The following is a 22,505-nucleotide window of genomic DNA, read 5'->3' as shown; positions in this document are numbered from 1 at the left end:
ACAACGTTAACTGGATCACACTCCTCATCTCAGGGGCGTAGAGGGGGGGAGGATGAGAATATGTCGCGTTGTGACCCACTATTACCGCGAAACGTCTCTCCTTGATTTATGTGCCCACAAAAAGAAGGACTGGATTATGACTCGCAGCATTACCCTCGCCCGCACGCTGGCGCTCTCGGCACTGGCCACCCTGGTGCTCTCTTCTTCCGCCTTCGCCAAGATTGAGGAAGGCAAACTGGTTATCTGGATCAACGGCGACAAGGGCTATAACGGCCTGGCGGAAGTCGGCAAGAAATTCGAAAAAGACACCGGCATCAAGGTCACCGTCGAGCACCCGGACAAGCTGGAAGAAAAATACCCTCAGGTGGCCGCCACCGGCGACGGTCCTGACATCATTTTCTGGGCCCACGACCGCTTCGGCGGCTATGCGCAGTCCGGCCTGCTGGCCGAAATCCACCCGTCCAAAGCCTTCCAGGACAAGCTGTTCCCGTTCACCTGGGACGCCGTGCGTTATGACGGCAAGCTGATCGGCTATCCGATCGCCGTCGAAGCGCTGTCGCTGATTTACAACAAGGACCTGGTCAAACAGCCGCCGAAGACCTGGGAAGAGATCCCGGCGCTGGACAAACAGCTGCGCGCCGGCGGCAAGAGCGCCATCATGTGGAACCTGCAGGAACCCTACTTCACCTGGCCTATCATCGCCGCCGACGGCGGTTATGCCTTCAAGTATGAAAACGGCAAATACAACATCAAGGATGTCGGCGTCGCCAACGCCGGTTCGCAGGCCGGCCTGCAGTTCATCGTCGATCTGGTGAAAAACAAACACATCAACGCCGATACCGACTACTCGATCGCCGAAGCCGCGTTCAACAAAGGCCAGACCGCGATGACCATCAACGGGCCGTGGGCCTGGAACAACATCGAGCAGAGCAAAATCAACTACGGCGTGACGCTGCTGCCGACCTTCAAAGGCAAGCCGTCCAAACCGTTCGTCGGCGTGCTGACCGCCGGCATCAACGCCGCCAGCCCGAATAAAGAGCTGGCGACCGAGTTCCTCGAGAACTACCTGCTGACCAACGAAGGGCTGGCGGACGTCAACAAAGACAAACCGCTGGGCGCGGTGGCGCTGAAGTCCTATCAGGAAGCGCTGGCCAAAGATCCGAAGATCGCCGCCACCATGCAGAACTCGCAAAACGGGGAAATCATGCCGAACATCCCGCAGATGAGCGCCTTCTGGTACGCCGAACGCAGCGCGGTGATCAACGCCGTCAGCGGCCGTCAGACGGTGAAAGCCGCGCTGGACGACGTACAGACCCGTATCACCAAGTAACGACGTCGTGCGGGGCGCCGTGGCGCCCCGCCGTTGCTTCACAGAAAGGAACGCCCTATGCAATTCGCTCACGCCGGGACGCCCGCGCGTAAAAAATCGAAGTGGTGGCAAAGCGACGCGCTGAAATGGCTGGTGGTCGGCCTGTTCAGCCTGGTGACCTGCTACCTGATTGTGTTGATGTATGCACAGGGTGAATACCTGTTCGCCATCCTGACGCTGATCCTGGTCAGCGCCGGGCTTTACGTCTTCGCCAACCGCCGCGCCTACGCCTGGCGCTATGTGTATCCCGGCATCGCCGGCATGGGGCTGTTCGTCCTGTTCCCGCTGATCTGCACCATCGCCATCGCCTTTACCAACTACAGCAGCACCAACCAGCTGACCTTTGAGCGCGCGCAATCGGTGCTGATGCAACGCCAGTTCCAGAGTGGCAAAACCTTCACCTTCGGCCTCTACCCGGCGGAAAATCAGCAGTGGCGCCTGCAGCTGACGCCACCGGACAGTGAACAGCCGCTGCTCTCCGAGCCTTTCCGCCTCGACGCCGCGGCGCCGCAAACCCTGACATTGACCACACAGAGCGCCGCGCCGCAGGGCGAGCGCGCCACGCTGCGGGTGATCACCCAGAACCGGCAGGCGCTGAGCCAGCTGGTGGCGCAACTGCCCGACGGCGGTGAATTGCGCATGAGTTCACTGCGCCAGTTCTCCGGCACCCGTCCGCTGTATGCGCTGGACAAAGACGGCAGTACGCTGACCAATAACCAGACCCAGGTGCGCTACCGGCCGAACGGCGACATCGGCTTCTATCAGGCGATCAACGCCGACGGCGGCTGGGCGCAGGAAACCCTGAGCCCGGGCTATACCGTCACCACCGGCTGGAAAAACTTCCTGCGGGTGCTGCAGGACGAGGGCATCAAGAAACCGTTCGTATCGATCTTCATCTGGACCATCGTGTTCTCGGTGATGACGGTGATCCTCACCGTGGCGGTCGGCATGGTGCTGGCCTGCGTGGTGCAGTGGGAGGCGCTGAAAGGCAAGGCGATCTACCGCGTGCTGCTGATCCTGCCCTATGCGGTGCCGTCGTTCATCTCGATCCTGATCTTCAAAGGGTTGTTCAACCAGAGCTTCGGCGAAATCAACATGATGCTCAGCCATCTGTTCGGCATCAAACCCGCCTGGTTCAGCGATCCGCTCACCGCCAAGAGCATGATCCTGATCGTCAACACCTGGCTCGGCTACCCGTACATGATGATCCTGTGCATGGGGCTGCTGAAAGCGATCCCGGACGATCTGTACGAGGCCTCGGCGATGGACGGCGCCAACCCGTGGCAAAACTTCTTCCGCATCACCTTACCGCTGCTGATCAAGCCGCTGACGCCGCTGATGATCGCCAGCTTCGCCTTCAACTTTAACAACTTCGTGCTGATCCAGCTGCTGACCAACGGCGGCCCGGACATGATCGGCACCACTACGCCGGCTGGCTATACCGATCTGCTGGTCAGCTACACCTACCGCATCGCCTTCGAAGGCGGCGGCGGGCAAGACTTCGGCCTGGCGGCCGCCATCGCCACGCTGATCTTCCTGCTGGTGGGCGCGCTGGCGATCCTGAATTTGAAAGCCAGCAAGATGAACTTTGATTAGGGAGAATAACGATGGCCATGGTTCAACCCAAATCCCAGCGCCTGCGCCTGTGGATCACCCATATCTTGATGCTGTGCTTTATCGCCCTGATCATGTTTCCGCTGCTGATGGTGGTCGCCATCTCGCTGCGCTCCGGCAACTTCGCCACCGGCAGCCTGATACCGGAAACCCTCTCTTGGGATCACTGGCGGCTGGCGCTTGGCTTCAGCGTCACCCACGCCGACGGCAGCGTGACGCCGCCGCCGTTCCCGGTGCTGCTGTGGCTGTGGAACTCCATCAAGATCGCGGCGATCACCGCCATCGGCATCGTGACGCTGTCCACCACCTGCGCCTACGCCTTCGCACGCATGCGTTTTCGCGGCAAGAGCTCGTTGCTGAAAAGCATGCTGATCTTCCAGATGTTCCCGGCGGTGCTGTCGCTGGTGGCGCTGTACGCCCTGTTCGATCGCCTGGGCCAGTACATTCCGTTTATCGGCCTGAACACCCACGGCGGCGTGATTTTCGCCTACATGGGCGGCATCGCGCTGCACGTCTGGACCATCAAGGGCTATTTCGAAACTATCGACAATTCGCTGGAAGAAGCGGCGGCGCTGGATGGCGCCACGCCGTGGCAGGCATTCCGTCTGGTGCTGTTGCCGCTGTCGGTGCCGATTCTGGCGGTGGTATTCATTCTGTCATTTATCGCCGCCATCACCGAAGTGCCGGTGGCGTCGCTGCTGCTGCGCGATGTGAACAGCTACACGCTGGCGGTGGGGATGCAGCAATATCTCAACCCGCAGAACTACCTGTGGGGCGACTTCGCCGCCGCCGCGGTGCTGTCGGCGATACCGATTACCGCCGTGTTCCTGCTGGCGCAGCGCTGGCTGGTGGGCGGCCTGACGGCCGGCGGCGTGAAGGGGTAATTTGTGCCACTGCAGTGCGTTTGATGTTTTTCCTTATCTTTTACCCTATGGATTTCAAGTTACAGCGAGGCGACCAGCTCGCTAAGCCCAGGCGCTTACTTCAGTAAGTAACTGGGGTTAGCGAGTGCAGTCAACAACGCTGTCGCTTGAAAGACGACGGGTAATTATATCCTGTGTCTTTGGCGGCCTTTGGCCGCCATTTTTATCGCTACTCCCGTTTCAGCCGATCGGTATTGGCCAGATAGAGCGTCACCACCAGCACCAATATCGCCGCGGCGTAGATCAGGGTATCGATGGGGTTTTTGTGGTCCACGATAATCAAACGAATAATCGCGGTAATGCCAATGTAAATAAAATAGCGCAGCGGGAAATGATAACCCGACTCAAAATACTTGACGATCAAGGCGATAAATTCAAAGTACAGGAAATAAATCACGATGCCTTCAATCAACAGGTAAGAAGACGACTCTTCGCTGTTGATAAATAACACCTTCGCCAGATGGATGGTTTCCTTGACCAGAAACACCACCAGAATTGCCGCCAGCAGCAACAAGCCCACGTTCAGCACTCGCTGCAGCCCCTTCGCTATCATGATCGAACGCGACGTTTTTGCCATAAAACCTCTCTCTGAATACCGCTTATATGATTCAACCCTGCCAATATAGGCATTGTCCTAAAAATTCCGTCCCAGGTGAAAGCACTTTAAACCCCATTTAATTCATCACGTTATAATAAGATGTTTCTGCCTTATAGATTTGTAGCAAATCGAAATGTCAACTATCATGGGTCACAGAGATCTTTACATAAAACCAATAACCTCGAATTAACAAGGGAATTCTTTATGCGCGCTAAACTTAACGGACTGGTCGCTGCGGGCCTGTTTACCTGTGCATTGTCCGGCCACGCCGCCGGCCTGGTAGCCCCTGACAACGATCTGCGTAACGATCTCGCCTGGTTGTCTGACCGCGGCGTCATCAACGTCAGCCTGTCCACCTGGCCGCTGAGTCAGGAAGAGATCAGTTCCGTTATCGCGCAGGCCAAGCCGGTGACCAACACCGAGAAAAACGTCATCGACCGCGTGCAGCGCCGTGTCGATTCTCTGAAAGCCAACATCCGCGTCAGCGGTTACGCGTCGACCGATAAACCCGGCACCCCGCAGGGCTTCGGCCAAAACGAGTACGCCGACGATCGCCTGACCATCGGCGCCGGCGCCAACGGCGAGTTCTGGGACGTGCGTCTGCAGGGCTCGGTGGAAGGCGATCAGCGCGTCAGCGACGGTTCCAAATTCAACATGAACGGCTCCTACGGCGCAGTGAAAATCTGGAACCAATGGCTCTCCTTCGGCGAGGTTTCCCAGTGGTGGGGCCCGGGTTACGACGGCAGCCTGATCCGCTCCGACGCCGCGCGCCCGGTGGCCGGCTTTATGCTGCAGCGCGCCGACCAATCGCCGTTTGAAACCCCGTGGCTGTCGTGGATCGGCCGCTGGCAATACCAGCTGTCCGCCGGCCAGCTGTCGCAATACGCAGCCGTACCGGACACCAAGCTGATCGGTGGCCGCCTGACCATGATGCCGACCGACTTTCTGGAGCTGGGCGCTTCACGCGTCATGATGTGGGGTGGTGATGGCCGTCCGCACTCCTGGAGTTCCTTCTGGGATGGCGTAACCGGCAACGATAACACCGGCGATCCGAAAAACGATCCGGGCAACCAGTTGGGCGGTTTTGACTTCAAACTCAAGCTGCAGCCGCTCATCGGCATGCCGGTCAGCTTTTATGGCCAGATCACCGGTGAAGATGAAGCAGGCATGTTGCCTTCGCATAACGCTTACATGCTGGGGCTTGAAGGCCATCCGGAATGGGGCCCGACCACGATCAACTGGCATATCGAAGGTTCTGATACCCGCTCTAACGGCAACGCCAACAACGTGATGTACAACCACTACATCTATCGGGGCGGTTACTACCAGCAAGGTTATCCGCTGGGCCACGCGATGGGCGGCGACGGCCAGATGCTGTCCGGGCGCGTGGAAATGGTGCTGGACGATGGCCAACGTTGGAGCACCCGTCTGGTGTACGCCAAGGTGAACCCGAACAACCAAACCATCAACCGGGCGTTCCCGCGTTCCGATACGCTGAAAGGCATTCAGCTCGGCTGGGGTTACAGCTTCGATTCTCAGGTTAAGTTCGATACCAGCCTGTGGTACACCGACAGCGATCACAGCACCGCCGATGACGTGGGTGCAGGCATCAGCTTCGAAGTGCCGATCAACCTGTAATTTTTTGCAGACGTAAAAAAACCCGCCGCGGCGGGTTTTTTATTGGCTTCAGCTCAGGCGCTTAGCGCCATTCCTTGAAGCGGTTGATCAGCGCATTGGTCGAGCTGTCGTGGCTGCTGATTTTCTCGCTGCCCGCCAGCTCCGGCAGGATGCGGTTAGCCAGCTGTTTGCCCAGCTCCACGCCCCACTGATCGAAGGTGAAGATGTTCAGGATCGCGCCCTGGGTGAAGATCTTGTGCTCATACAGCGCGATCAGGCTGCCCAGGCTGAACGGGGTGATTTCGCGCAGCAGGATCGAGTTGGTCGGCCGGTTGCCTTCAAACACCTTGAACGGCGCCACGTGCTTGACCTGCTCAGGAGTTTTGCCCTGCGCCGCGAACTCGGCTTCCACCACTTCCAGCGACTTGCCGAACGCCAGCGCTTCGGTCTGAGCGAAGAAGTTGGACAGCAGTTTGGCGTGATGATCGCCCAGCGGGTTATGGCTGATGGCCGGCGCGATGAAATCGCACGGCACCAGCTTGGTGCCCTGGTGGATCAACTGATAGAACGCATGCTGGCCGTTGGTGCCCGGCTCGCCCCAAATGATGGGACCGGTCTGGTAATCCACCGGGTTGCCGTTGCGATCGACGTACTTGCCGTTGGATTCCATGTTGCCCTGCTGGAAGTAAGCGGCAAAACGGTGCATGTACTGATCGTACGGCAGAATGGCTTCGGTTTCGGCGCCAAAGAAGTTGTTGTACCAAATACCGATCAGCGCCAGCAACACCGGCAGGTTTTTCTCCGCCGGCGTTTCGGCGAAGTGCTTGTCCATGGCGTGCGCGCCGCTCAGCAGCTGCTCGAAGTTGTCATAACCGATGGACAGCGCAATCGACAAACCGATCGCCGACCACAGGGAGTAGCGGCCGCCGACCCAGTCCCAGAATTCGAACATGTTGTCGGTATCGATGCCGAACTCAGCCACCGCTTTGCCGTTGGTGGACAGCGCGGCGAAGTGCTTGGCCACGTGCTGTTGATCGGCGGCGCTGCTCAGGAACCAGTCGCGCGCGCTGTGGGCGTTGGTCATGGTTTCCTGAGTGGTGAAGGTTTTGGAGGCCACCAGGAACAGCGTGGTTTCCGGATTCAGCGGCTGCAGCGTTTCGGCGATGTGGGTGCCGTCGACGTTGGAGACGAAGTGCATGTTCAGGTGGTTTTTATAAGGGCGCAGCGCTTCGGTCACCATGTAAGGGCCGAGATCCGAACCGCCGATGCCGATGTTCACCACGTCGGTGATCGGCTTGCCGGTGTAGCCTTTCCACTCGCCGCCGATGACGCGCGCGCAGAACTGTTTGATCTTGGCCAATACCGCGTTCACTTCCGGCATCACGTCTTTGCCGTCGACCAGGATCGGGCTGTTGCTGCGGTTGCGCAGGGCAATATGCAGCACCGCGCGATCTTCGGTGCGGTTGATTTTCTCACCGGCGAACATCGATTTGATGGCGCCTTGCAGATCGGTTTCTTTCGCCAGCGCCTGCAGCTTCTCCAGGGTTTCCTGCGTGATGCGGTTCTTGGAATAGTCCACCAACATTTGGTCGTTGAAGGTCGCGGAGAACCTGGAGAAACGATCGCTGTCCTGGGCGAACAGGTCGGCGATCCGTACGTCTTTCATCTGTGCATAATGTTGCTGCAGGGCTTGCCAAGCAGCGGTTTGACTAGGATTGATATTTTTCATAGCAACACTCTTAGGCTTGAGAATAAAAATGACGCGTTTGTCCGATTGTAGCCTGTTCGACTGTGATTATGATCTCTTTTCTTGCGATAGGCGCTAACTGTCAACGCATTGCCGCCTCGTTTCAGCTTTCACTCTATACTTTTGGCTAACGGCCTGTTATCGGGGTTGCCGAATTGTCATCAGGCTGTGTCATCGTCGCTTATTTCGTCATTTGAAAGGGATCTCGCTTATGGAATTATCCGCCCCGCTCATGTTGGTGCTTATCGGTCTGGCGTCGCTGCTGGCGCAGTGGCTGGCCTGGTTGCTGCGCCTGCCGGCCATTTTGCCGCTGCTGCTGTTCGGCATCGTGCTCGGCCCGACGGTGCATCTGGTGCAGCCGGATCTGCTGTTCGGCGATCTGCTGTTTCCGCTGGTGTCGCTGTCGGTGGCGATCATCCTGTTCGAGGGGGCGCTGACGCTGCGCTTCGAGGAGATACGCGGCCTCGGCGGCGTGGTGCGCAACCTGGTCACCGTTGGCATGCTGGTCACCTTTCTGGTCATCAGCCTCGCCAGCTGGTGGCTGCTGGATTTCCCGCCGGAGCTGGCGGCGCTGATCGGCGCGGTGACGGTAGTGACCGGGCCGACGGTGATCGCCCCGCTGATGCGCGTGGTGCGGCCGAACGCCAACATTAACCAGGTGTTGCGTTGGGAAGGGATCGTCATCGATCCGGTCGGCGCCATCTTCACCCTGCTGGTGTTCGAGTTTATCGTGCTGAAGCAGAATGCGGAGTCCTATACCCACCTGTTTTGGACGCTGGGCGTGACCGCCGCCGTCGGCCTGATCGCCGGCGCGCTGTTCGGCTATCTGCTCGGCCTGGCGCTGCGCCGCGTCTGGCTGCCGCGCTATCTGCAGAACCTGGCGGTGCTGGCGATCATGCTGACCGCCTTCGGCGTTTCCAACGCCATCGCCGACGAATCCGGCCTGCTGACCGTCACGGTGATGGGCATCTGGCTGGCCAACATGCGCGACGTGGACACCAGCGATATTCTGGCGTTCAAAGAGGAGCTGTCGGCGATCCTGATCTCGGCGCTGTTCATCATTCTGGCGGCGCGGCTCGACATCCAGGCGCTGTGGCACATGGGCTGGCCGCTGCTCCTGCTGCTGCTGGCGGTGCAGTTCATCGCCCGGCCGCTGTGCATCGCGGTGTCGACCTGGCGCTCTTCCCTGCACTGGCGCGATCGGCTGCTGCTGTGCTGGATCGCCCCGCGCGGCATCGTCGCCGCGGCGGTCAGCTCGCTGTTCGCGCTGACGCTGCAGCGCAGCGGCTATCAGGGCGCCGACCGGCTGGTGACCGTGGTGTTCGCCATCATCATCGGCACCGTGGTGTTGCAAAGCCTGACCAGCGGCATGATGGCGCGCTGGCTGCGGGTGCAGCAGCAGAAACCGCGCGGCGTGCTGATCGTCGGCGCCAACAGCGTGGCGCGCATGCTGGCGCAGGCGCTGATCAAGCTGAACGTGCCGGTGATCGTCACCGACAGCAGTTGGGAATACTACCGTCAGGCGCGCATGGACGGCATTCCGGCCTACTATGGCCACGCCTACTCCGAACACGCCGAGAACTACCTCGATCTGAGCAATATCGCCCAGGTGCTGGCGCTGTCACCCAATCGCCACCAAAACGCGCTGGCGGTCTACCACTTCGGCCATCTCTTCGGCGAAGATCACGTGTTCGCCATCCGTTCGGGGGCGCCGCTGAAAGGGCGCGGCGCCAGCGCGGAAAGTTCGCGTTTCCGCCGGCATGAAATTTTATTTAATCAGGAAGCCACCTACGGCCGCCTGAGCAGCCTGCTCGCCAGAGGGGCCACCATCAAAGCGACCAAATTGAACGAAAATTTCGGTTGGCTGGAGTATTTGGAGAAACATCAGGGCGTTATTCCGCTATTCAGCCAAAAGGAAGACGGTTCTCTGCAACCGATTGGCGCCGGTTCCACGCCCGCGATGCCCTGTACGCTTATCGCGCTGGTGCAAGATGAAAATCCCTCACCGTCTGTACGTTGACAGAATGGCGATAACCGGCTATTCCTAACAGCCTACTTGCGCACCCGGTGCGCAAGCCAGAAGAGGCGCGTCGCCCAGGTAGAGTGTCAGAGGAGCCGTTTCTCCGTTGACGGCACCCGAGGGGGAGCGACGCCGAGGTACGATAATGGCCGGCCATTATCGTATCGACTACAGGGGCTGAATCCCCTGGGTTGTCACCAGGGGATCGCCACAGGGCGATCGACAAGGTGGGGCGCTTCTGGGTGTATCGTAGCCTGACCTCTACGCCTGCCCCCTGTTTACCGCTCTCCCCTTGTGCCAAGGCTATGGAATTACAGTGCCCCAAACGGGCATCCCTGACACGAGGTTTCTAGATGAACCAAGCAGCACCCCAGAATTCCACCGTGGTAGCCAAGTTCGGCGGCACCAGCGTCGCCGACTTTGAAGCCATGAACCGCAGCGCCGACGTCGTGCTGGCCAATCCGCAGGTCCGCCTGGTGGTGTTGTCCGCCTCGGCGGGCGTCACCAACCTGTTGGTCGCCCTGGCCGAAGGTTGCGAGGCCGACAAACGCAACTACCAGCTTGATGAAATTCGTCGCATCCAGTACGCCATCCTCGATCGCCTCGCGGCGCCTGCGGTGATCCGCGACGAGATAGACCGCCTGCTGGAAAACATCGCCATGCTGTCGGAGGCCGCGTCGCTGGCCACCTCGACGGCGTTGACCGACGAACTGGTCAGCCATGGGGAGCTGATGTCCACCCTGCTGTTCGTTGAAATCCTGCGCGCCCGCAACGTGCAGGCCGAATGGTTCGACGTGCGCAAAGTAATGCGCACCGACGATCACTTCGGCCGCGCCGTGCCGGACAGCGCCGCGCTCAGCGAACTGGCCCGGTCGCAGTTGCAGCCGCGCCTGCAGGAAGCGCTGGTGGTCACCCAGGGCTTTATCGGCAGCGAGCCGAAAGGCCGCACTACCACGCTCGGCCGCGGCGGCAGCGACTATACCGCCGCGCTGCTCGGCGAGGCGCTCGGCGTCGGCCGGGTGGATATCTGGACCGACGTGCCGGGCATCTACACCACCGATCCGCGCGTGGTGCCGGCGGCCAAGCGCATCGACAAAATCGGTTTCGAAGAGGCGGCGGAAATGGCCACCTTCGGCGCTAAAGTGCTGCATCCGGCCACCCTGTTGCCGGCGGTGCGCAGCGATATTCCGGTGTTCGTCGGCTCCAGCAAGGATCCGGCGGCCGGCGGCACGCTGGTGTGCAACACCACCGAGAACCCGCCGCTGTTCCGCGCGCTGGCGCTGCGCCGCAAGCAAACGCTGCTGACGCTGCACAGCCTGAACATGCTGCACGCGCGCGGTTTCCTGGCCGAGGTGTTCAACATCCTGGCGCGCCATAATGTCTCCGTCGATCTGATCACCACTTCGGAAGTCAGCATCGCACTGACCATGGACACCACCGGCGCCACCTCCGTCGGCGGCAGCTTGCTGACCACCTCACTGCTGACCGAACTGTCGTCGCTGTGCCGGGTGGAAGTGGAAGAAAACCTGGCGCTGGTGGCGATCATCGGCAACCAGCTGTCGCGCGCCTGCGGCGTGGGCAAAGAGGTGTTTGGCGTGCTCGATCCGTTCAATATCCGCCTGATCTGCTACGGCGCCAGCAGCTATAACCTGTGCTTCCTGGTGCCGGGCGAAGAAGCCGAGCAGGTGGTGCGTACCCTGCATCACAACCTGTTCGAATAAGTCATTATCCCTGATTGCGGGCGCAGCATGCTGCGCCCCTGCGTCTAAAAATCCGTTCAAAACCTGCAGGGGTTCAGCATGTTGAGCCCGCAATAAAAACACAACCACACCCGCCGTTCTCAATCTGGCTAAGGAAAACCTGCATGCTGGCACTGCTCACGCGCTTATTCCCCCTCTGGGCGATACTGCTGTCCGTCGCCGCTTATTACACGCCGACCACCTTTACCGGTATCGGCCCCTACGTCAGCCCGCTGCTGATGCTGATCATGTTCGCCATGGGCGTCACGCTGCGGCTCGACGACTTCAAACGCGTGCTGGCGCGCCCCGGCCCGGTGGCGGCAGGCATCTTCCTGCATTATCTGATCATGCCGCTGGCGGCCTGGCTCCTGGCGATGCTGTTCCGCATGCCGCCGGATCTGTCCGCCGGCATGGTGCTGGTGGGCAGCGTGGCCAGCGGCACCGCGTCCAACGTGATGATCTATCTGGCCAAGGGTGACGTAGCGCTGTCGGTGACCATCTCGGCGGTCTCAACGCTGGTGGGGGTGTTCGCCACGCCGCTGCTGACCCGTCTGTACGTCGACGCCAAGATCAGCGTCGATATCATGGGCATGTTGTTGAGCATTCTGCAGATCGTGGTGATCCCGATCGGCCTGGGTCTGATCGTCCACCATACCCTGACCAAGGCAGTGAAACGCATCGAGCCACTGCTGCCGGCGCTGTCGATGGCGTGCATTCTGGCGATCATCAGCGCGGTGGTGGCGGGCAGCCAAAGCCATATCGCCTCGGTCGGTCTGGTGGTGATCGTCGCGGTGATCCTGCACAACGGCATCGGTCTGCTAAGCGGCTATTGGGGCGGCAAGTTGTTCGGCTTCGACGAGTCCACCTGCCGCACGCTGGCGATCGAAGTGGGCATGCAGAACTCCGGGTTGGCGGCCACGCTGGGCAAAATCTACTTCTCGCCGCTGGCCGCGCTGCCGGGCGCGCTGTTCTCGGTCTGGCACAACCTCTCCGGTTCGCTGCTGGCGGGTTATTGGTCCGGCCGCCCTATCAAGAAAAAATAAACCGCCTGCAGGGACGCAAACAATTGCGTCCCTTTTCTTTCCTGCGAAATTTCGTATTTCCCACTGGTCGGATTGTCATAATTCCCCCCATACCCTATCATCCGTGAAAAATAAAAATTCAGATTCTTCCTATCCATGCCGATAATGTTGGCAAGAGGAAGAGATGCTCCACTTTTTTTAATTAATTAAGTCACCAGGGTTGCCCGCCATAAAAGAAGCAGCCTAATTATTATTTAGATATATACCCACCGTCTTATTTGCTGCGGCAAATCAAGATATCTCGCAATGTGCATGTCGCTCATTATTTCGGGCCGGCCGTCGGCCGCCCGTGGTTAACCTCATGGATTGGGCTGGCTGCCCCGGCGGCCTCTCATAATGGATTACAATGATAAAAAAAATCACCGCCTTGACGCTGTTGGTCAGCACGGCCCTTTCCGCTGAAACCCTGCCGGACTCCCACATGATGCAGGATATGTCGATGGGGGAGTCGCGCCGCGCGCTGCAAGACAGCACGCGTGAAGTCAACCAGTTGATTGAGCAACGCCGCTACCAGCAGCTGAAGCAACAGCGCCTGCTGGCGGAACCGGAACCGGCCGCGCCCGCCCTGCCGCAGTCCGCGCAGTGCCTGCCGATCGCCGGCGTTTATCTGCAGGGTGTCACCCTGCTCTCGCCGGCCGATTTATCGGCCCTGAGCGCGCTGCCGGAACAGTGCATCAGCAGCAACGATATCAATCGCCTGACCCGTGAATTAACGCGCCTTTATGTGCAAAAAGGCTATATCACCGCGCGCGTGCAAATTGTTCGCCCTAATTCACAAGGAGAATTGGGGTTAAGCGTGACCGAAGGATTTATCGAGAAAATAGAAGGCGGCGATCGCTGGGTCAACAGCCGTTTATTATTTCCGGGGCTGGAAGGCAAGCCGTTGAAATTAACCGAGCTTGATCAGGGATTGGATCAGGCCAACCGTTTGCAATCGAATACCACCAAGCTGGATATATTGCCCGGCCGCCAGGTTGGCGGTTCGGTTATTCGCTTGCGCAATCAGCATGACAAGCCCTGGCTGATTACCGCCGGCACGGATAATTACGGACAAAAAAGCACCGGCCGGTGGCTGGCGCGCGCCACCGCCACGTTGGACAGCCCGTTCGGCCTGTCGGACTTTGTCAGCCTGAACGCCAACAGCACGCTGGAAAATCCGGCTCACCGCTATAATCGCGCCTATACCCTGCTCTATTCGCTGCCGTACGGCGCGTTCACCTTCAGCGGGTTCGCCAGCTTCTCGTCCTATGAAAACCACCAGCAGTTGCCGCACAACGTGGTCAAACTGCACGGCCAGACCCAACAGTACGGGCTGCGCAGCGACTACGTGTTTTATCGCGATCACGATCAGATAGACAGCCTGAGCGGCCAGCTGACCTACAAGCGCATCGATAACTACTTCGAAAGCGTGCGCCTTGAGGTCAGCAGCCCAACGCTGACCCTGGCCGAACTGAGCGCCAGCCACCTGCAAATTCTGCCCAATGGCGTGTTCAGCGCCAACCTCAGCGTCGAGCAGGGGATGCCGTGGCTGGGGGCCGGCCGCCACCCGAGTTCGGTGCACCTCGACAGCCAGTTCACCAAGGGCAAGCTGTTCGCCAACCTCAGCCAGCGCCTCAGGCTGGGCGACGCCACCTATCAGCTCAACAACCTGTTCTACGGCCAGTACAGCCGCGATCCGCTGCCCGGCGTGGAGTGGCTGAGCCTCACCGATCGCAGCGCCGTACGCGGCTTCAGCCGCAGCACCCAGTCCGGGGACAACGGCTGGTATCTGCAGAATACGCTGTCGCGCAGTTTCAATCTGGGCGCCACCACGCTGACGCCGCGCCTCGGCGCCGACGTCGGCCGCATTCTGCCGCGTCAGGACAACTCTGGCTGGCGCAGCAGCGCCGGTATAAGCACCGGCGCCACATTGCGTTATCAGCGAGCGCTGGTCGATCTGGAGGTCAGCCGCGGCTGGATTTTGTCCAACCACGCTACGCCGGAAGATCCCGTTCAGGTGTTGGCCCGCTTTTCTTACACCTTTTAATCAACAGTTTTGCAGGACCCCACGGCAATATACGGAGAGACATGGATGAAAAATAATAACTTCAGACTTTCGGCGGCAGGCAAACTGGCCGCTGCGCTGGCGATTATTCTCGCCGCTTCCGCCGGCGCCTACGCCGCAGAGATCGTTGCGGCCAACGGCGCCAACGGCCCCGGCGTCTCCACCGCCGCCACCGGCGCGCAGGTGGTCGATATCGTCGCGCCGAACGGCAACGGGCTGTCGCACAACCAATATCAGGACTTCAACGTCAACCAGCCCGGCGCGGTGCTGAACAACTCCCGCGAGGCGGGACTGTCGCAGCTGGCCGGCCAACTGGGCGCCAACCCCAATCTGGGCGGACGCGAAGCCAGCGTGATCCTCAACGAAGTGATCGGCCGCAACCCGTCTCTGCTGCATGGCCAGCAAGAGATCTTCGGCATGGCGGCCGACTACGTGCTGGCCAACCCGAACGGCATCAGCTGTCAGGGCTGCGGGTTCATCAATACCAGCCATTCCTCACTGGTGGTCGGCAACCCGCTGGTGGAAAACGGCGTGCTGCAGGGTTACAGCACCTTCGGCAACCGCAACACTCTGAGCCTCAATGGCACCCTGAACGCCGGCGGCGTACTGGACCTGATCGCGCCGAAGATCGACAGCCGCGGCGAAGTGATCGTGCAAGATTTCAAACAGTCGAATGGTAAAGTGACCTCGGCGACGATCAACGCCATCAGCGGCCTTAACCGTGTGGCGCGCGACGGCACGGTGCAGGCTAGCCAACAGATGCCGACCGCGCTGGACAGCTACTACCTCGGCAGCATGCAGGCCGGGCGCATCAACATCATCAACACCGCGCAGGGCAGCGGCGTGAAGCTGGCCGGCTCGTTGACCGCCGGCGATGAACTCAAGGTGAAGGCCTACGACATTCGCAGCGAAAGCCGCGTCGACGACGCCAGCAGCAACAAAAACGGCGGCGATAACTATCAAAATTACCGTGGCGGCATCTACGTCAACGATCGCAGCAGCAGCCAGAAGCTGACCCGCACCGAACTGAAAGGCAAGAACATCAGCCTGGTGGCGGATAATCACGCGCACCTCACCGCCACCGATATCCGCGGCGAAGACATTACGCTGCAGGGCGGCAAACTGACGCTCGACGGCCAGCAGTTGAAGCAGACGCAAGGCCATACCGACGATCGCTGGTTCTACTCCTGGCAATACGACGTTACCCGCGAACGCGAGCAACTGCAGCAGGCGGGCAGCACCGTCGCCGCCAGCGGCAGCGCCAAACTCATCAGCACCCAGGAAGACGTGAAACTGCTGGGCGCCAACGTCAGCGCCGACCGCGCGCTGAGCGTCAAAGCGGCGCGCGACGTACACCTTGCCGGGCTGGTGGAGAAGGACAAATCCAGCGAGCGCGGCTACCAACGCAACCACACCTCCAGCCTGCGCACCGGCAGATGGAGCAGCAGCGACGAAAGCGAAAGCCTGAAGGCCAGCGAACTGCGCAGCGAGGGCGAACTGACGTTGAAAGCCGGTCGCAATGTCTCGACTCAGGGCGCCAAGATTCACGCCCAGCGCGATCTGACGATCGATGCAGACAACCAGATCCAGGTCGGGGTGCAGAAAACCGCCAACGCCAAAGCGGTGCGCGATGACAAAACCTCCTGGGGCGGCATCGGCGGCGGCGACAACAAGAACAACAGCAATCGCCGCGAGATCAGCCACGCTTCCGAATTGACCAGCGGCGGCACCCTGCGCCTGAACGGCCAGCAGGGCGTCACCATCACCGGCAGCAAGGCGCGCGGCCAGAAAGGTGGCGAAGTCACCGCCACCCACGGCGGCCTGCGCATCGACAACGCGCTGAGCACCACCGTGGACAAAATCGACGCGCGCACCGGCACCGTGTTCAACATCACCAGCAGCTCGCACAAGGCAGACAACAGCTACCAGAGCAGTACCGCCAGCGAACTGAAGTCCGACACCAACCTGAAGCTGGTCAGCCGTAAGGATACCGACGTGATCGGCAGCCAGGTCGCCAGCGGCGGCGAACTGAACGTCACCTCACAGACCGGCAACATCAACGTCAAGGCCGCCGAGCAGCAGCAGAACATCGACGAGCAGAAGACCGCGCTTACCGTCAACGGCTACGCCAAAGAAGCCGGCGACAAGCAATACCGCGCCGGTGTACGCATCGAACACACCCGCGACAGCGAGAAAACTACCCGCACCGAGAATCGTGGCGCCACCCTCAGCGGCGGCAGCGTGAAGCTCGAAGCGGATAAGGACGTGACCTTCAGCGGCTCCAAATTGGTCGCCGACAAAGGCGACGCCAGCGTCAGCGGCAATAAGGTTTCGTTCCTGGCGGCCGACGACAAAACCACCTCGAACACCGAGCAGACCAAGATCGGCGGCGGTTTCTACTATACCGGCGGCATCGACAAGCTCGGCAGCGGCGTGGAAGCCGGCTACGAGAACAGCAAAACGCAGGCGCAGAGCAGCAAGGCGGTCACCTCCGGCAGCGACGTCAAAGGCAACCTGACTGTCAACGCCCGTGACAAGCTGACCCAGCAAGGCGCGCAGCACAGCGTCGGCGGCGCCTACCAAGAGAACGCCGCCGGCGTCGATCATTTGGCCGCTGCCGACACCGCCAGCACCACCACCACCAAAACCGACGTCGGCGTGAACATCGGCGCCAACGTCGATTACAGCGCCGTGACCCGTCCGGTCGAACGCGCGGTCGGCAAGGCGGCCAAGCTGGACGCCACCGGCGTCATCAACGACATCGGCGGCATCGGCGCGCCTAACGTCGGCCTGGATATCGGCGCACAGGGCGGCAGCAGCGAAAAACGCAGCAGCAGCTCGCAGGCGGTGGTCAGCTCGGTGAAAGCCGGCAGCATCGGCATCAACGCCAAAGGCGAAGTGCGCGATCAGGGCACGCAATATCAAGCCAACAAAGGCGCGGTCACGCTGACGGCGGACAGCCACCGCAGCGAAGCTGCGACAAATCGTCAGGAAGAGCAGAGCCGCGATACCCGCGGCAGCGCCGGCGTGCGCGTCTACACCTCCACCGGCAGCGATCTGACCGTGGACGCCAAGGGCGAAGGCGGCACCCAGCGCAGCAACAGCAGCGCCAGCCAGGCGGTGACCGGCTCGATCGACGCGGCCAACGGCATCAACGTCAACGTGAAAAAAGACGCGGTCTATCAGGGCACCGCGCTGAACGGCGGCAGCGGTAAAACCGCCGTCAACGCCGGCGGCGATATCCGCCTTGATCAGGCCAGCGACAAGCAGAGCGAAAGCCACAGCGGCTTTAACGTCAAAGCCTCCGCCAAGGGCGGTTTCACCGCCGACAGTAAAAACTTCGGCGCCGGGTTCGGCGGCGGCACCCACAACGGCGAAAGCAGCAGCAGCACCGCGCAGGTCGGCAACGTCAGCGGCCAACAGGGCGTTGAGCTGAAGGCGGGCCCCGATCTGACGCTGCAGGGCACCAACGTCAAGAGCCAGGGCGACGTCAGCCTGAGCGCGGGTAACAAGGTCGCACTGCAGGCGGCGGAATCGACCCAAACGCGTAAGGAAAGCAAGCTGTCCGGCAATATCGATCTGGGCGCCGGCAGCAGCGACAGCAAGGAAAAAACCGGCGGCAACCTCTCCGCCGGCGGCGCCTTCGACATCGCCAAGGTGAATGAGTCCACGACCGAGCGTCAGGGCGCCACTATCGCCTCAGACGGCAAGGTCACCCTGTCCGCCAACGGCAAAGGCGATGACGCGCTGCATCTGCAGGGCGCCAAAGTCAGCGGCGGCAGCGCCGCGCTCGAGGCGAAAAACGGCGGCATCCTGCTGGAGTCCGCCAAAAACGAGCAGCATAAGGACAACTGGAGCCTGGGCATCAAAGCCAACGCCAAAGGCGGCCAAACCTTCAACAAGGACGCCGGCGGCAAGGTCGACCCGAACACTGGCAAAGATACCCACACGCTGGGCGCCGGTCTGAAGGTCGGCGTGGAACAGCAGGATAAAACCATCCACGCCAACGCCGGCATCACCGCGGGCGACGTGGCGATCAACAGCGGCAAAGACACCCGTCTCGCCGGCGCGCGTGTCGATGCCGACAGCGTACAAGGCAAGGTGGGCGGCAATCTGCACGTTGAAAGCCGCAAAGACGTTGAGAACGGTGTGAAGGTCGATGTGGATGCCGGCCTGAGCCACAGCAACGATCCGGGCAGCAGCATCACCTCCAAGCTGTCGAAGGTCGGCACACCGCGTTACGCCGGTAAGGTGAAAGAGAAACTGGAGGCCGGAGTGAACAAAGTGGCCGACGCCACCACCGACAAGTACAACAGCGTGGCGCGTCGCCTCGATCCGCAGCAGGACACCACCGGCGCGGTCAGCTTCAGCAAGGCCGACGGCAAAGTCACGCTGCCGGCAACGCCGACCGGCGAAAAACCGCAAGGCCCGCTGTGGGATCGCGGCGCACGCACCGTCGGCGGCGCGGTGAAAGACAGCATCACCGGGCCGGCCGGTCGCCAGGGGCACCTCAAGGTCAATGCCGACGTGGTGAACAACAACGCGGTTGGCGAGCAGTCGGCGATTACCGGCAAGAACGGCGTGGCGCTGCAGGTCGGCGGCCAAACCCAACTGACCGGCGGCGAGATCCGCAGCCAGCAGGGCAAGGTGGAACTGGGCGGCGGCCAGGTCAGCCAGCAGGACGTCAGCGGCCAGCGCTATCAGGGCGGCGGCCGCGTCGATGCGGCCGCCACGATCGGCGGGCTGCTAGGCGGCGCGGCGAAGCAAAGCGTTGACGGCAACGTACCGTTCGCCAGCGGCCATGCTTCAACTCAGCAAGCGGACGCCAAAGCCGGGGTGTTCAGCGGCAAATAACACGCCCCCCAACGCAACGCCCCCGGTTAAAACCGGGGGCGTTTTTTTTACAGCGTGCTCGGGGTGTCTTCCCAGTCGCGATCGTCGTCCTTGGCATCCTGATCCAACACGTTGTAAGCCACGGCGCAGAACAGCGAGTTCAGGCGCTTCATGTCCCCCAACAATCCCAAATGCAACGAACTGGTCTCGATGCTCTGCACGTTTTGCTGGTGCAAACGATCGACGTGCGCGTGCGCGTAGCGGCGATCCAGAATGCGGAAACGGTGCTTGGAACGGCGCAGGCGCTTGGCGCTGGTGACGTCGCCGGACAGGAACACCGACAGCCCCAGGCGCAGATTGCCGATCAGCCGTTCGTGCAGCCCGTCCAGCTCCGCCAACCCTTCCGCCGAGAAAGCGCGGCGCGCGGCGTGCGACTTGGCGCCCACGTCGCCGGCCATGCGCTCGATGATGTCGCCCGCCTGTTCCAGGTTGAGCGCCATTTCGATGATCTCCGCCCAGCGGCGCGAGTCTTCCTCGCCCAGATCTTCCTTCTGGATCTGCGCCAGATACAGCTTGATGGCGGTGTACAGCACGTCGACGTCATCGTCGAGGCGCCGCACCTCTTTATCGACCCCCTGCTTACCGTGCAGCACCTCACGTTGCAGGATCATCATGTGTTCCACCACGTCGCCCATGCGCAGCGTTTCGCGCGCCGCGTTGGCCAACGCCAGCGTCGGCGTGTCCAGCGCGCTGGCGTCCAGATGGCGCGGCCGCATGCGCGGATCGTCGGCCGCTTCGTCGACGATCAGCCGTTCGCACAGCGTCGCCATCGGCCCGGCCAGCGGGATCATCACCAGGCAGCGGATCAGGTTGTAGAACACGTGGAAATAGATCACCAGCTCTTCGCTGCCGCCCGGCAGTTGAGCCATCAAATCCGCCAGATAGGAGACGAACGGCAGCACCAGTATGCAGCCCACCAGCTTGAACAGCAGGCTGCCGAGCGCCACGCGCCGCCCCGCGGCGTTCTGGCCGCTGGCGTTGATCATCGCCAGCAGGCCGCTGCCGAGGTTGGCGCCGATCACCAGACAGAGCGCCACCTTCAGCGAAATCACGCCGGATGCGGTCAGAGTGGCGGTCAGCAGTACCGCCGCCAGGCTGGAATAGCTGACGATAGCGAACAGCGCGCCGGTCAGGGCATCCAGCATCACGTCGCCGGTCAGCGACGAGAACAGCACTTTCACCCCGGCCGCCTGGGTGATCGGCGTGGCGGCGGCCACGATCAGCTCCAGCGCCAGCACGATCAGCCCAAGGCCGATCAGGACGCGTCCGATCTGGCCGATCCGCATTTGCTTGCGGCTGAGGAACAGGAAGACGCCGACCAGGATCAGCAGCGGCGACAGCCAGGAAAGATCGAAGGTCAGCACGCGCGCCATCAGCGCGGTGCCGACGTCGGCGCCCAGCATGATCACCAGCGCAGGCGCCAGCCCCACCAGCCCCTGCGCGACGAAAGAGGTCACCAGCAGCGCGGTGGCGTTGCTGCTTTGCACCAGCGCGGTCACGCCGATGCCGGAAACGAACGCTAGCGGTTTTTTCTCAACGCTGTCGCTCAACACGCGCCGCAGATTGGCGCCGTAAACCCGCATGATCCCGGTGCGCACGATGTGGGTGCCCCACACCAACAGCGCCACGGACGAAAGCAGGTGAAGAAGGGTCAGCACGGAAGATACGCTCCATTAACGCCCGGCCAAAGGAGGCTGATACCCGATGCTTGTCACGCGACGCAGAGAGGCGAGCCAAAGGATGACGGATACAGCGCGCGGTCCCGCCTGCCGGGCGTGGGTCTGGCAGGACAGCGGGCGGGCGGCAGACCGCAGAAGAGAAGGGTTAATGCGGCGGCGGGAAGGCCCCGGCGCCGCGCTGCGAAGTCATGCAACTTCCCGCAATACAACAGGTTCCAAGTGTAGCCCAATTTCCGCGCCGTCGGGCCGCAGGTCGGCCACCGAACGGTTGAGCACGTCAACCAGCAATTCTACCTCGCAAACCTGAATCCGATACCGTACCACATTCCCGAGCAAACTGTGACCCAGGATCACCCCGCCGATCCCCTGTCCCGCCGGCAACAGGCCGATCGATTCGGGGCGGATCGCCACCTTGCCGACATAGCTGCGCCCGGTCAAGCGGCCGGCCTGTTCGGCGCTCAGCAGGTTGTAGTTGCCGATAAACCCGGCGGCGAAGGCATCCGCCGGCTGGGTATACAGGGTTTCCGCATCGCCGCTCTGCACGATCTGCCCCTTGTTCATCAGCACGATGCGATCCGACAGGGTCAGCGCCTCTTCCTGATCGTGGGTGACGAAGATCGCCGTCAGGTTCAGCTCGCGCTGAATGCGCCGGATCTGCTCGCGCAGGTGTTTGCGAATACGCGCATCCAGCGCCGACAGCGGTTCGTCGAGCAGCAGCAGACGCGGGCGAGTGACCAGCGATCGCGCCAACGCCACGCGCTGACACTGGCCGCCCGACAGCTGATGCGGATAGCGCTTCGCCAGATCGCTCAGCTCCACCAGCGCCAGCGCCTCCTGCACCCGCTGGCCGATCTGCCCGGCCGCCAGCTTCTGCATTTTCAGGCCGAAGGCCACGTTGCCTTCCACCGTCATATTGGGAAACAGCGCATAACTTTGAAACACCATGCCGATGCCGCGCTTTTGCGGCGCCAGCGGCACCAGATCCTGGCCCTGCAGCAAAATTTGCCCGCTGTCGACCGGGGTCAGGCCGGCCAGACAGCGCAGCAGCGTCGATTTGCCGCAGCCGCTAGGCCCCAGCAGGGTGACGAACTCTCCCTCTTCGGCGGTGAAATCGATATCCTGAAACACTTGGGTCTGGCCATAGTGTTTGTTCAGGCGGGTGACGTTGAGATAAGCCATC

At 61.3% G+C, this 22,505-nt stretch carries 13 protein-coding genes and 1 riboswitch; of the genes, 9 read left to right on the top strand and 4 right to left on the bottom strand.

The features are described 5' to 3' along the window. Window positions 1-136: 136 nt before the first annotated feature. The 3 genes from malE to malG are packed head-to-tail and all read left to right on the top strand — an operon-like array spanning window position 137 to window position 3,867. On the top strand, window positions 137-1,330 hold the full coding sequence (gene malE, locus CRO23_RS02060; RefSeq protein ID WP_016930286.1) for a maltose/maltodextrin ABC transporter substrate-binding protein MalE: 1,194 nt from the start codon (window positions 137-139) through the stop codon (window positions 1,328-1,330). Between the two features lie 57 nt (window positions 1,331-1,387). After that, entirely contained in the window at window positions 1,388-2,965 is a 1,578-nt protein-coding gene (gene malF, locus CRO23_RS02055) for a maltose ABC transporter permease MalF (RefSeq protein WP_016930287.1), read from the top strand. Between the two features lie 11 nt (window positions 2,966-2,976). Next, complete coding sequence (malG, locus tag CRO23_RS02050) at window positions 2,977-3,867, top strand: maltose ABC transporter permease MalG (protein ID WP_097101310.1); 891 nt, start codon at window positions 2,977-2,979, stop codon at window positions 3,865-3,867. A 208-nt stretch (window positions 3,868-4,075) separates the two neighbouring features. Here malG and psiE read toward each other — a convergent pair whose 3' ends face one another. Beyond that, complete coding sequence (gene psiE, locus CRO23_RS02045) at window positions 4,076-4,483, bottom strand: phosphate-starvation-inducible protein PsiE (protein WP_015379238.1); 408 nt, start codon at window positions 4,481-4,483, stop codon at window positions 4,076-4,078. Between the two features lie 225 nt (window positions 4,484-4,708). On the opposite strand from psiE, the gene CRO23_RS02040 reads away from it, so the two are divergent. Continuing rightward, the gene (locus tag CRO23_RS02040; RefSeq protein WP_097101308.1) at window positions 4,709-6,142 is read left to right on the top strand and encodes a capsule assembly Wzi family protein; all 1,434 of its coding nucleotides are present in this window, start codon (window positions 4,709-4,711) and stop codon (window positions 6,140-6,142) included. Between the two features lie 61 nt (window positions 6,143-6,203). Here CRO23_RS02040 and pgi read toward each other — a convergent pair whose 3' ends face one another. Beyond that, window positions 6,204-7,850, bottom strand: coding sequence for a glucose-6-phosphate isomerase (gene pgi, locus CRO23_RS02035; RefSeq protein ID WP_033639258.1), 1,647 nt, complete (start codon window positions 7,848-7,850; stop codon window positions 6,204-6,206). A gap of 229 nt (window positions 7,851-8,079) precedes the next feature. Between pgi and CRO23_RS02030 the strand changes: the two genes are divergently transcribed. From CRO23_RS02030 to CRO23_RS02010, 5 genes are all read left to right on the top strand, one after another. Then, the gene (locus tag CRO23_RS02030; RefSeq protein WP_028128300.1) at window positions 8,080-9,888 is read left to right on the top strand and encodes a cation:proton antiporter; all 1,809 of its coding nucleotides are present in this window, start codon (window positions 8,080-8,082) and stop codon (window positions 9,886-9,888) included. 52 nt (window positions 9,889-9,940) lie between these two features. Further along, window positions 9,941-10,134, top strand: a riboswitch (Lysine riboswitch). 107 nt (window positions 10,135-10,241) lie between these two features. Continuing rightward, window positions 10,242-11,609: a lysine-sensitive aspartokinase 3 gene (gene lysC, locus CRO23_RS02025; protein ID WP_028128299.1), complete on the top strand. Its 1,368-nt coding sequence runs from the start codon at window positions 10,242-10,244 to the stop codon at window positions 11,607-11,609. A gap of 143 nt (window positions 11,610-11,752) precedes the next feature. Next, window positions 11,753-12,670, top strand: coding sequence for a ketopantoate/pantoate/pantothenate transporter PanS (panS, locus tag CRO23_RS02020; protein WP_033639257.1), 918 nt, complete (start codon window positions 11,753-11,755; stop codon window positions 12,668-12,670). A 385-nt stretch (window positions 12,671-13,055) separates the two neighbouring features. After that, the gene (locus tag CRO23_RS02015; protein WP_097101306.1) at window positions 13,056-14,735 is read left to right on the top strand and encodes a ShlB/FhaC/HecB family hemolysin secretion/activation protein; all 1,680 of its coding nucleotides are present in this window, start codon (window positions 13,056-13,058) and stop codon (window positions 14,733-14,735) included. Between the two features lie 45 nt (window positions 14,736-14,780). After that, window positions 14,781-19,607 carry a hemagglutinin repeat-containing protein gene (locus tag CRO23_RS02010; protein WP_097101304.1) on the top strand — a complete coding sequence of 1,609 codons (4,827 nt, stop codon included), beginning with the start codon at window positions 14,781-14,783 and terminating at the stop codon, window positions 19,605-19,607. A gap of 47 nt (window positions 19,608-19,654) precedes the next feature. Here CRO23_RS02010 and CRO23_RS02005 read toward each other — a convergent pair whose 3' ends face one another. Together CRO23_RS02005 and CRO23_RS02000 are read right to left on the bottom strand one after the other, a co-directional pair. After that, window positions 19,655-21,304, bottom strand: coding sequence for a Na/Pi cotransporter family protein (locus CRO23_RS02005; RefSeq protein ID WP_033644385.1), 1,650 nt, complete (start codon window positions 21,302-21,304; stop codon window positions 19,655-19,657). 207 nt (window positions 21,305-21,511) lie between these two features. Further along, window positions 21,512-22,504 carry an ABC transporter ATP-binding protein gene (locus tag CRO23_RS02000; RefSeq protein WP_033651200.1) on the bottom strand — a complete coding sequence of 331 codons (993 nt, stop codon included), beginning with the start codon at window positions 22,502-22,504 and terminating at the stop codon, window positions 21,512-21,514. Between the last annotated feature and the right edge of the window lies 1 nt (window position 22,505).

Origin of the sequence: Serratia sp. JKS296 (assembly GCF_900215445.1) — a bacterium.
Lineage (GTDB): Bacteria > Pseudomonadota > Gammaproteobacteria > Enterobacterales > Enterobacteriaceae > Serratia > Serratia marcescens.
The sequence above is the reverse complement of the archived record's forward strand: the minus strand, read 5'-3'. Positions and strand labels throughout refer to the sequence as shown.

Bases quoted from the DNA above. Each gene is read 5' to 3' on its own strand.
- malE (WP_016930286.1), top strand. From the start codon at position 137: ATGACTCGCAGCATTACCCTCGCCCGCACGCTGGCGCTCTCGGCACTG.
- malF (WP_016930287.1), top strand. From the start codon at position 1,388: ATGCAATTCGCTCACGCCGGGACGCCCGCGCGTAAAAAATCGAAGTGG.
- malG (WP_097101310.1), top strand. From the start codon at position 2,977: ATGGCCATGGTTCAACCCAAATCCCAGCGCCTGCGCCTGTGGATCACC.
- psiE (WP_015379238.1), bottom strand. From the start codon at position 4,483: ATGGCAAAAACGTCGCGTTCGATCATGATAGCGAAGGGGCTGCAGCGA.
- CRO23_RS02040 (WP_097101308.1), top strand. From the start codon at position 4,709: ATGCGCGCTAAACTTAACGGACTGGTCGCTGCGGGCCTGTTTACCTGT.
- pgi (WP_033639258.1), bottom strand. From the start codon at position 7,850: ATGAAAAATATCAATCCTAGTCAAACCGCTGCTTGGCAAGCCCTGCAG.
- CRO23_RS02030 (WP_028128300.1), top strand. From the start codon at position 8,080: ATGGAATTATCCGCCCCGCTCATGTTGGTGCTTATCGGTCTGGCGTCG.
- lysC (WP_028128299.1), top strand. From the start codon at position 10,242: ATGAACCAAGCAGCACCCCAGAATTCCACCGTGGTAGCCAAGTTCGGC.
- panS (WP_033639257.1), top strand. From the start codon at position 11,753: ATGCTGGCACTGCTCACGCGCTTATTCCCCCTCTGGGCGATACTGCTG.
- CRO23_RS02015 (WP_097101306.1), top strand. From the start codon at position 13,056: ATGATAAAAAAAATCACCGCCTTGACGCTGTTGGTCAGCACGGCCCTT.
- CRO23_RS02010 (WP_097101304.1), top strand. From the start codon at position 14,781: ATGAAAAATAATAACTTCAGACTTTCGGCGGCAGGCAAACTGGCCGCT.
- CRO23_RS02000 (WP_033651200.1), bottom strand. From the start codon at position 22,504: ATGGCTTATCTCAACGTCACCCGCCTGAACAAACACTATGGCCAGACC.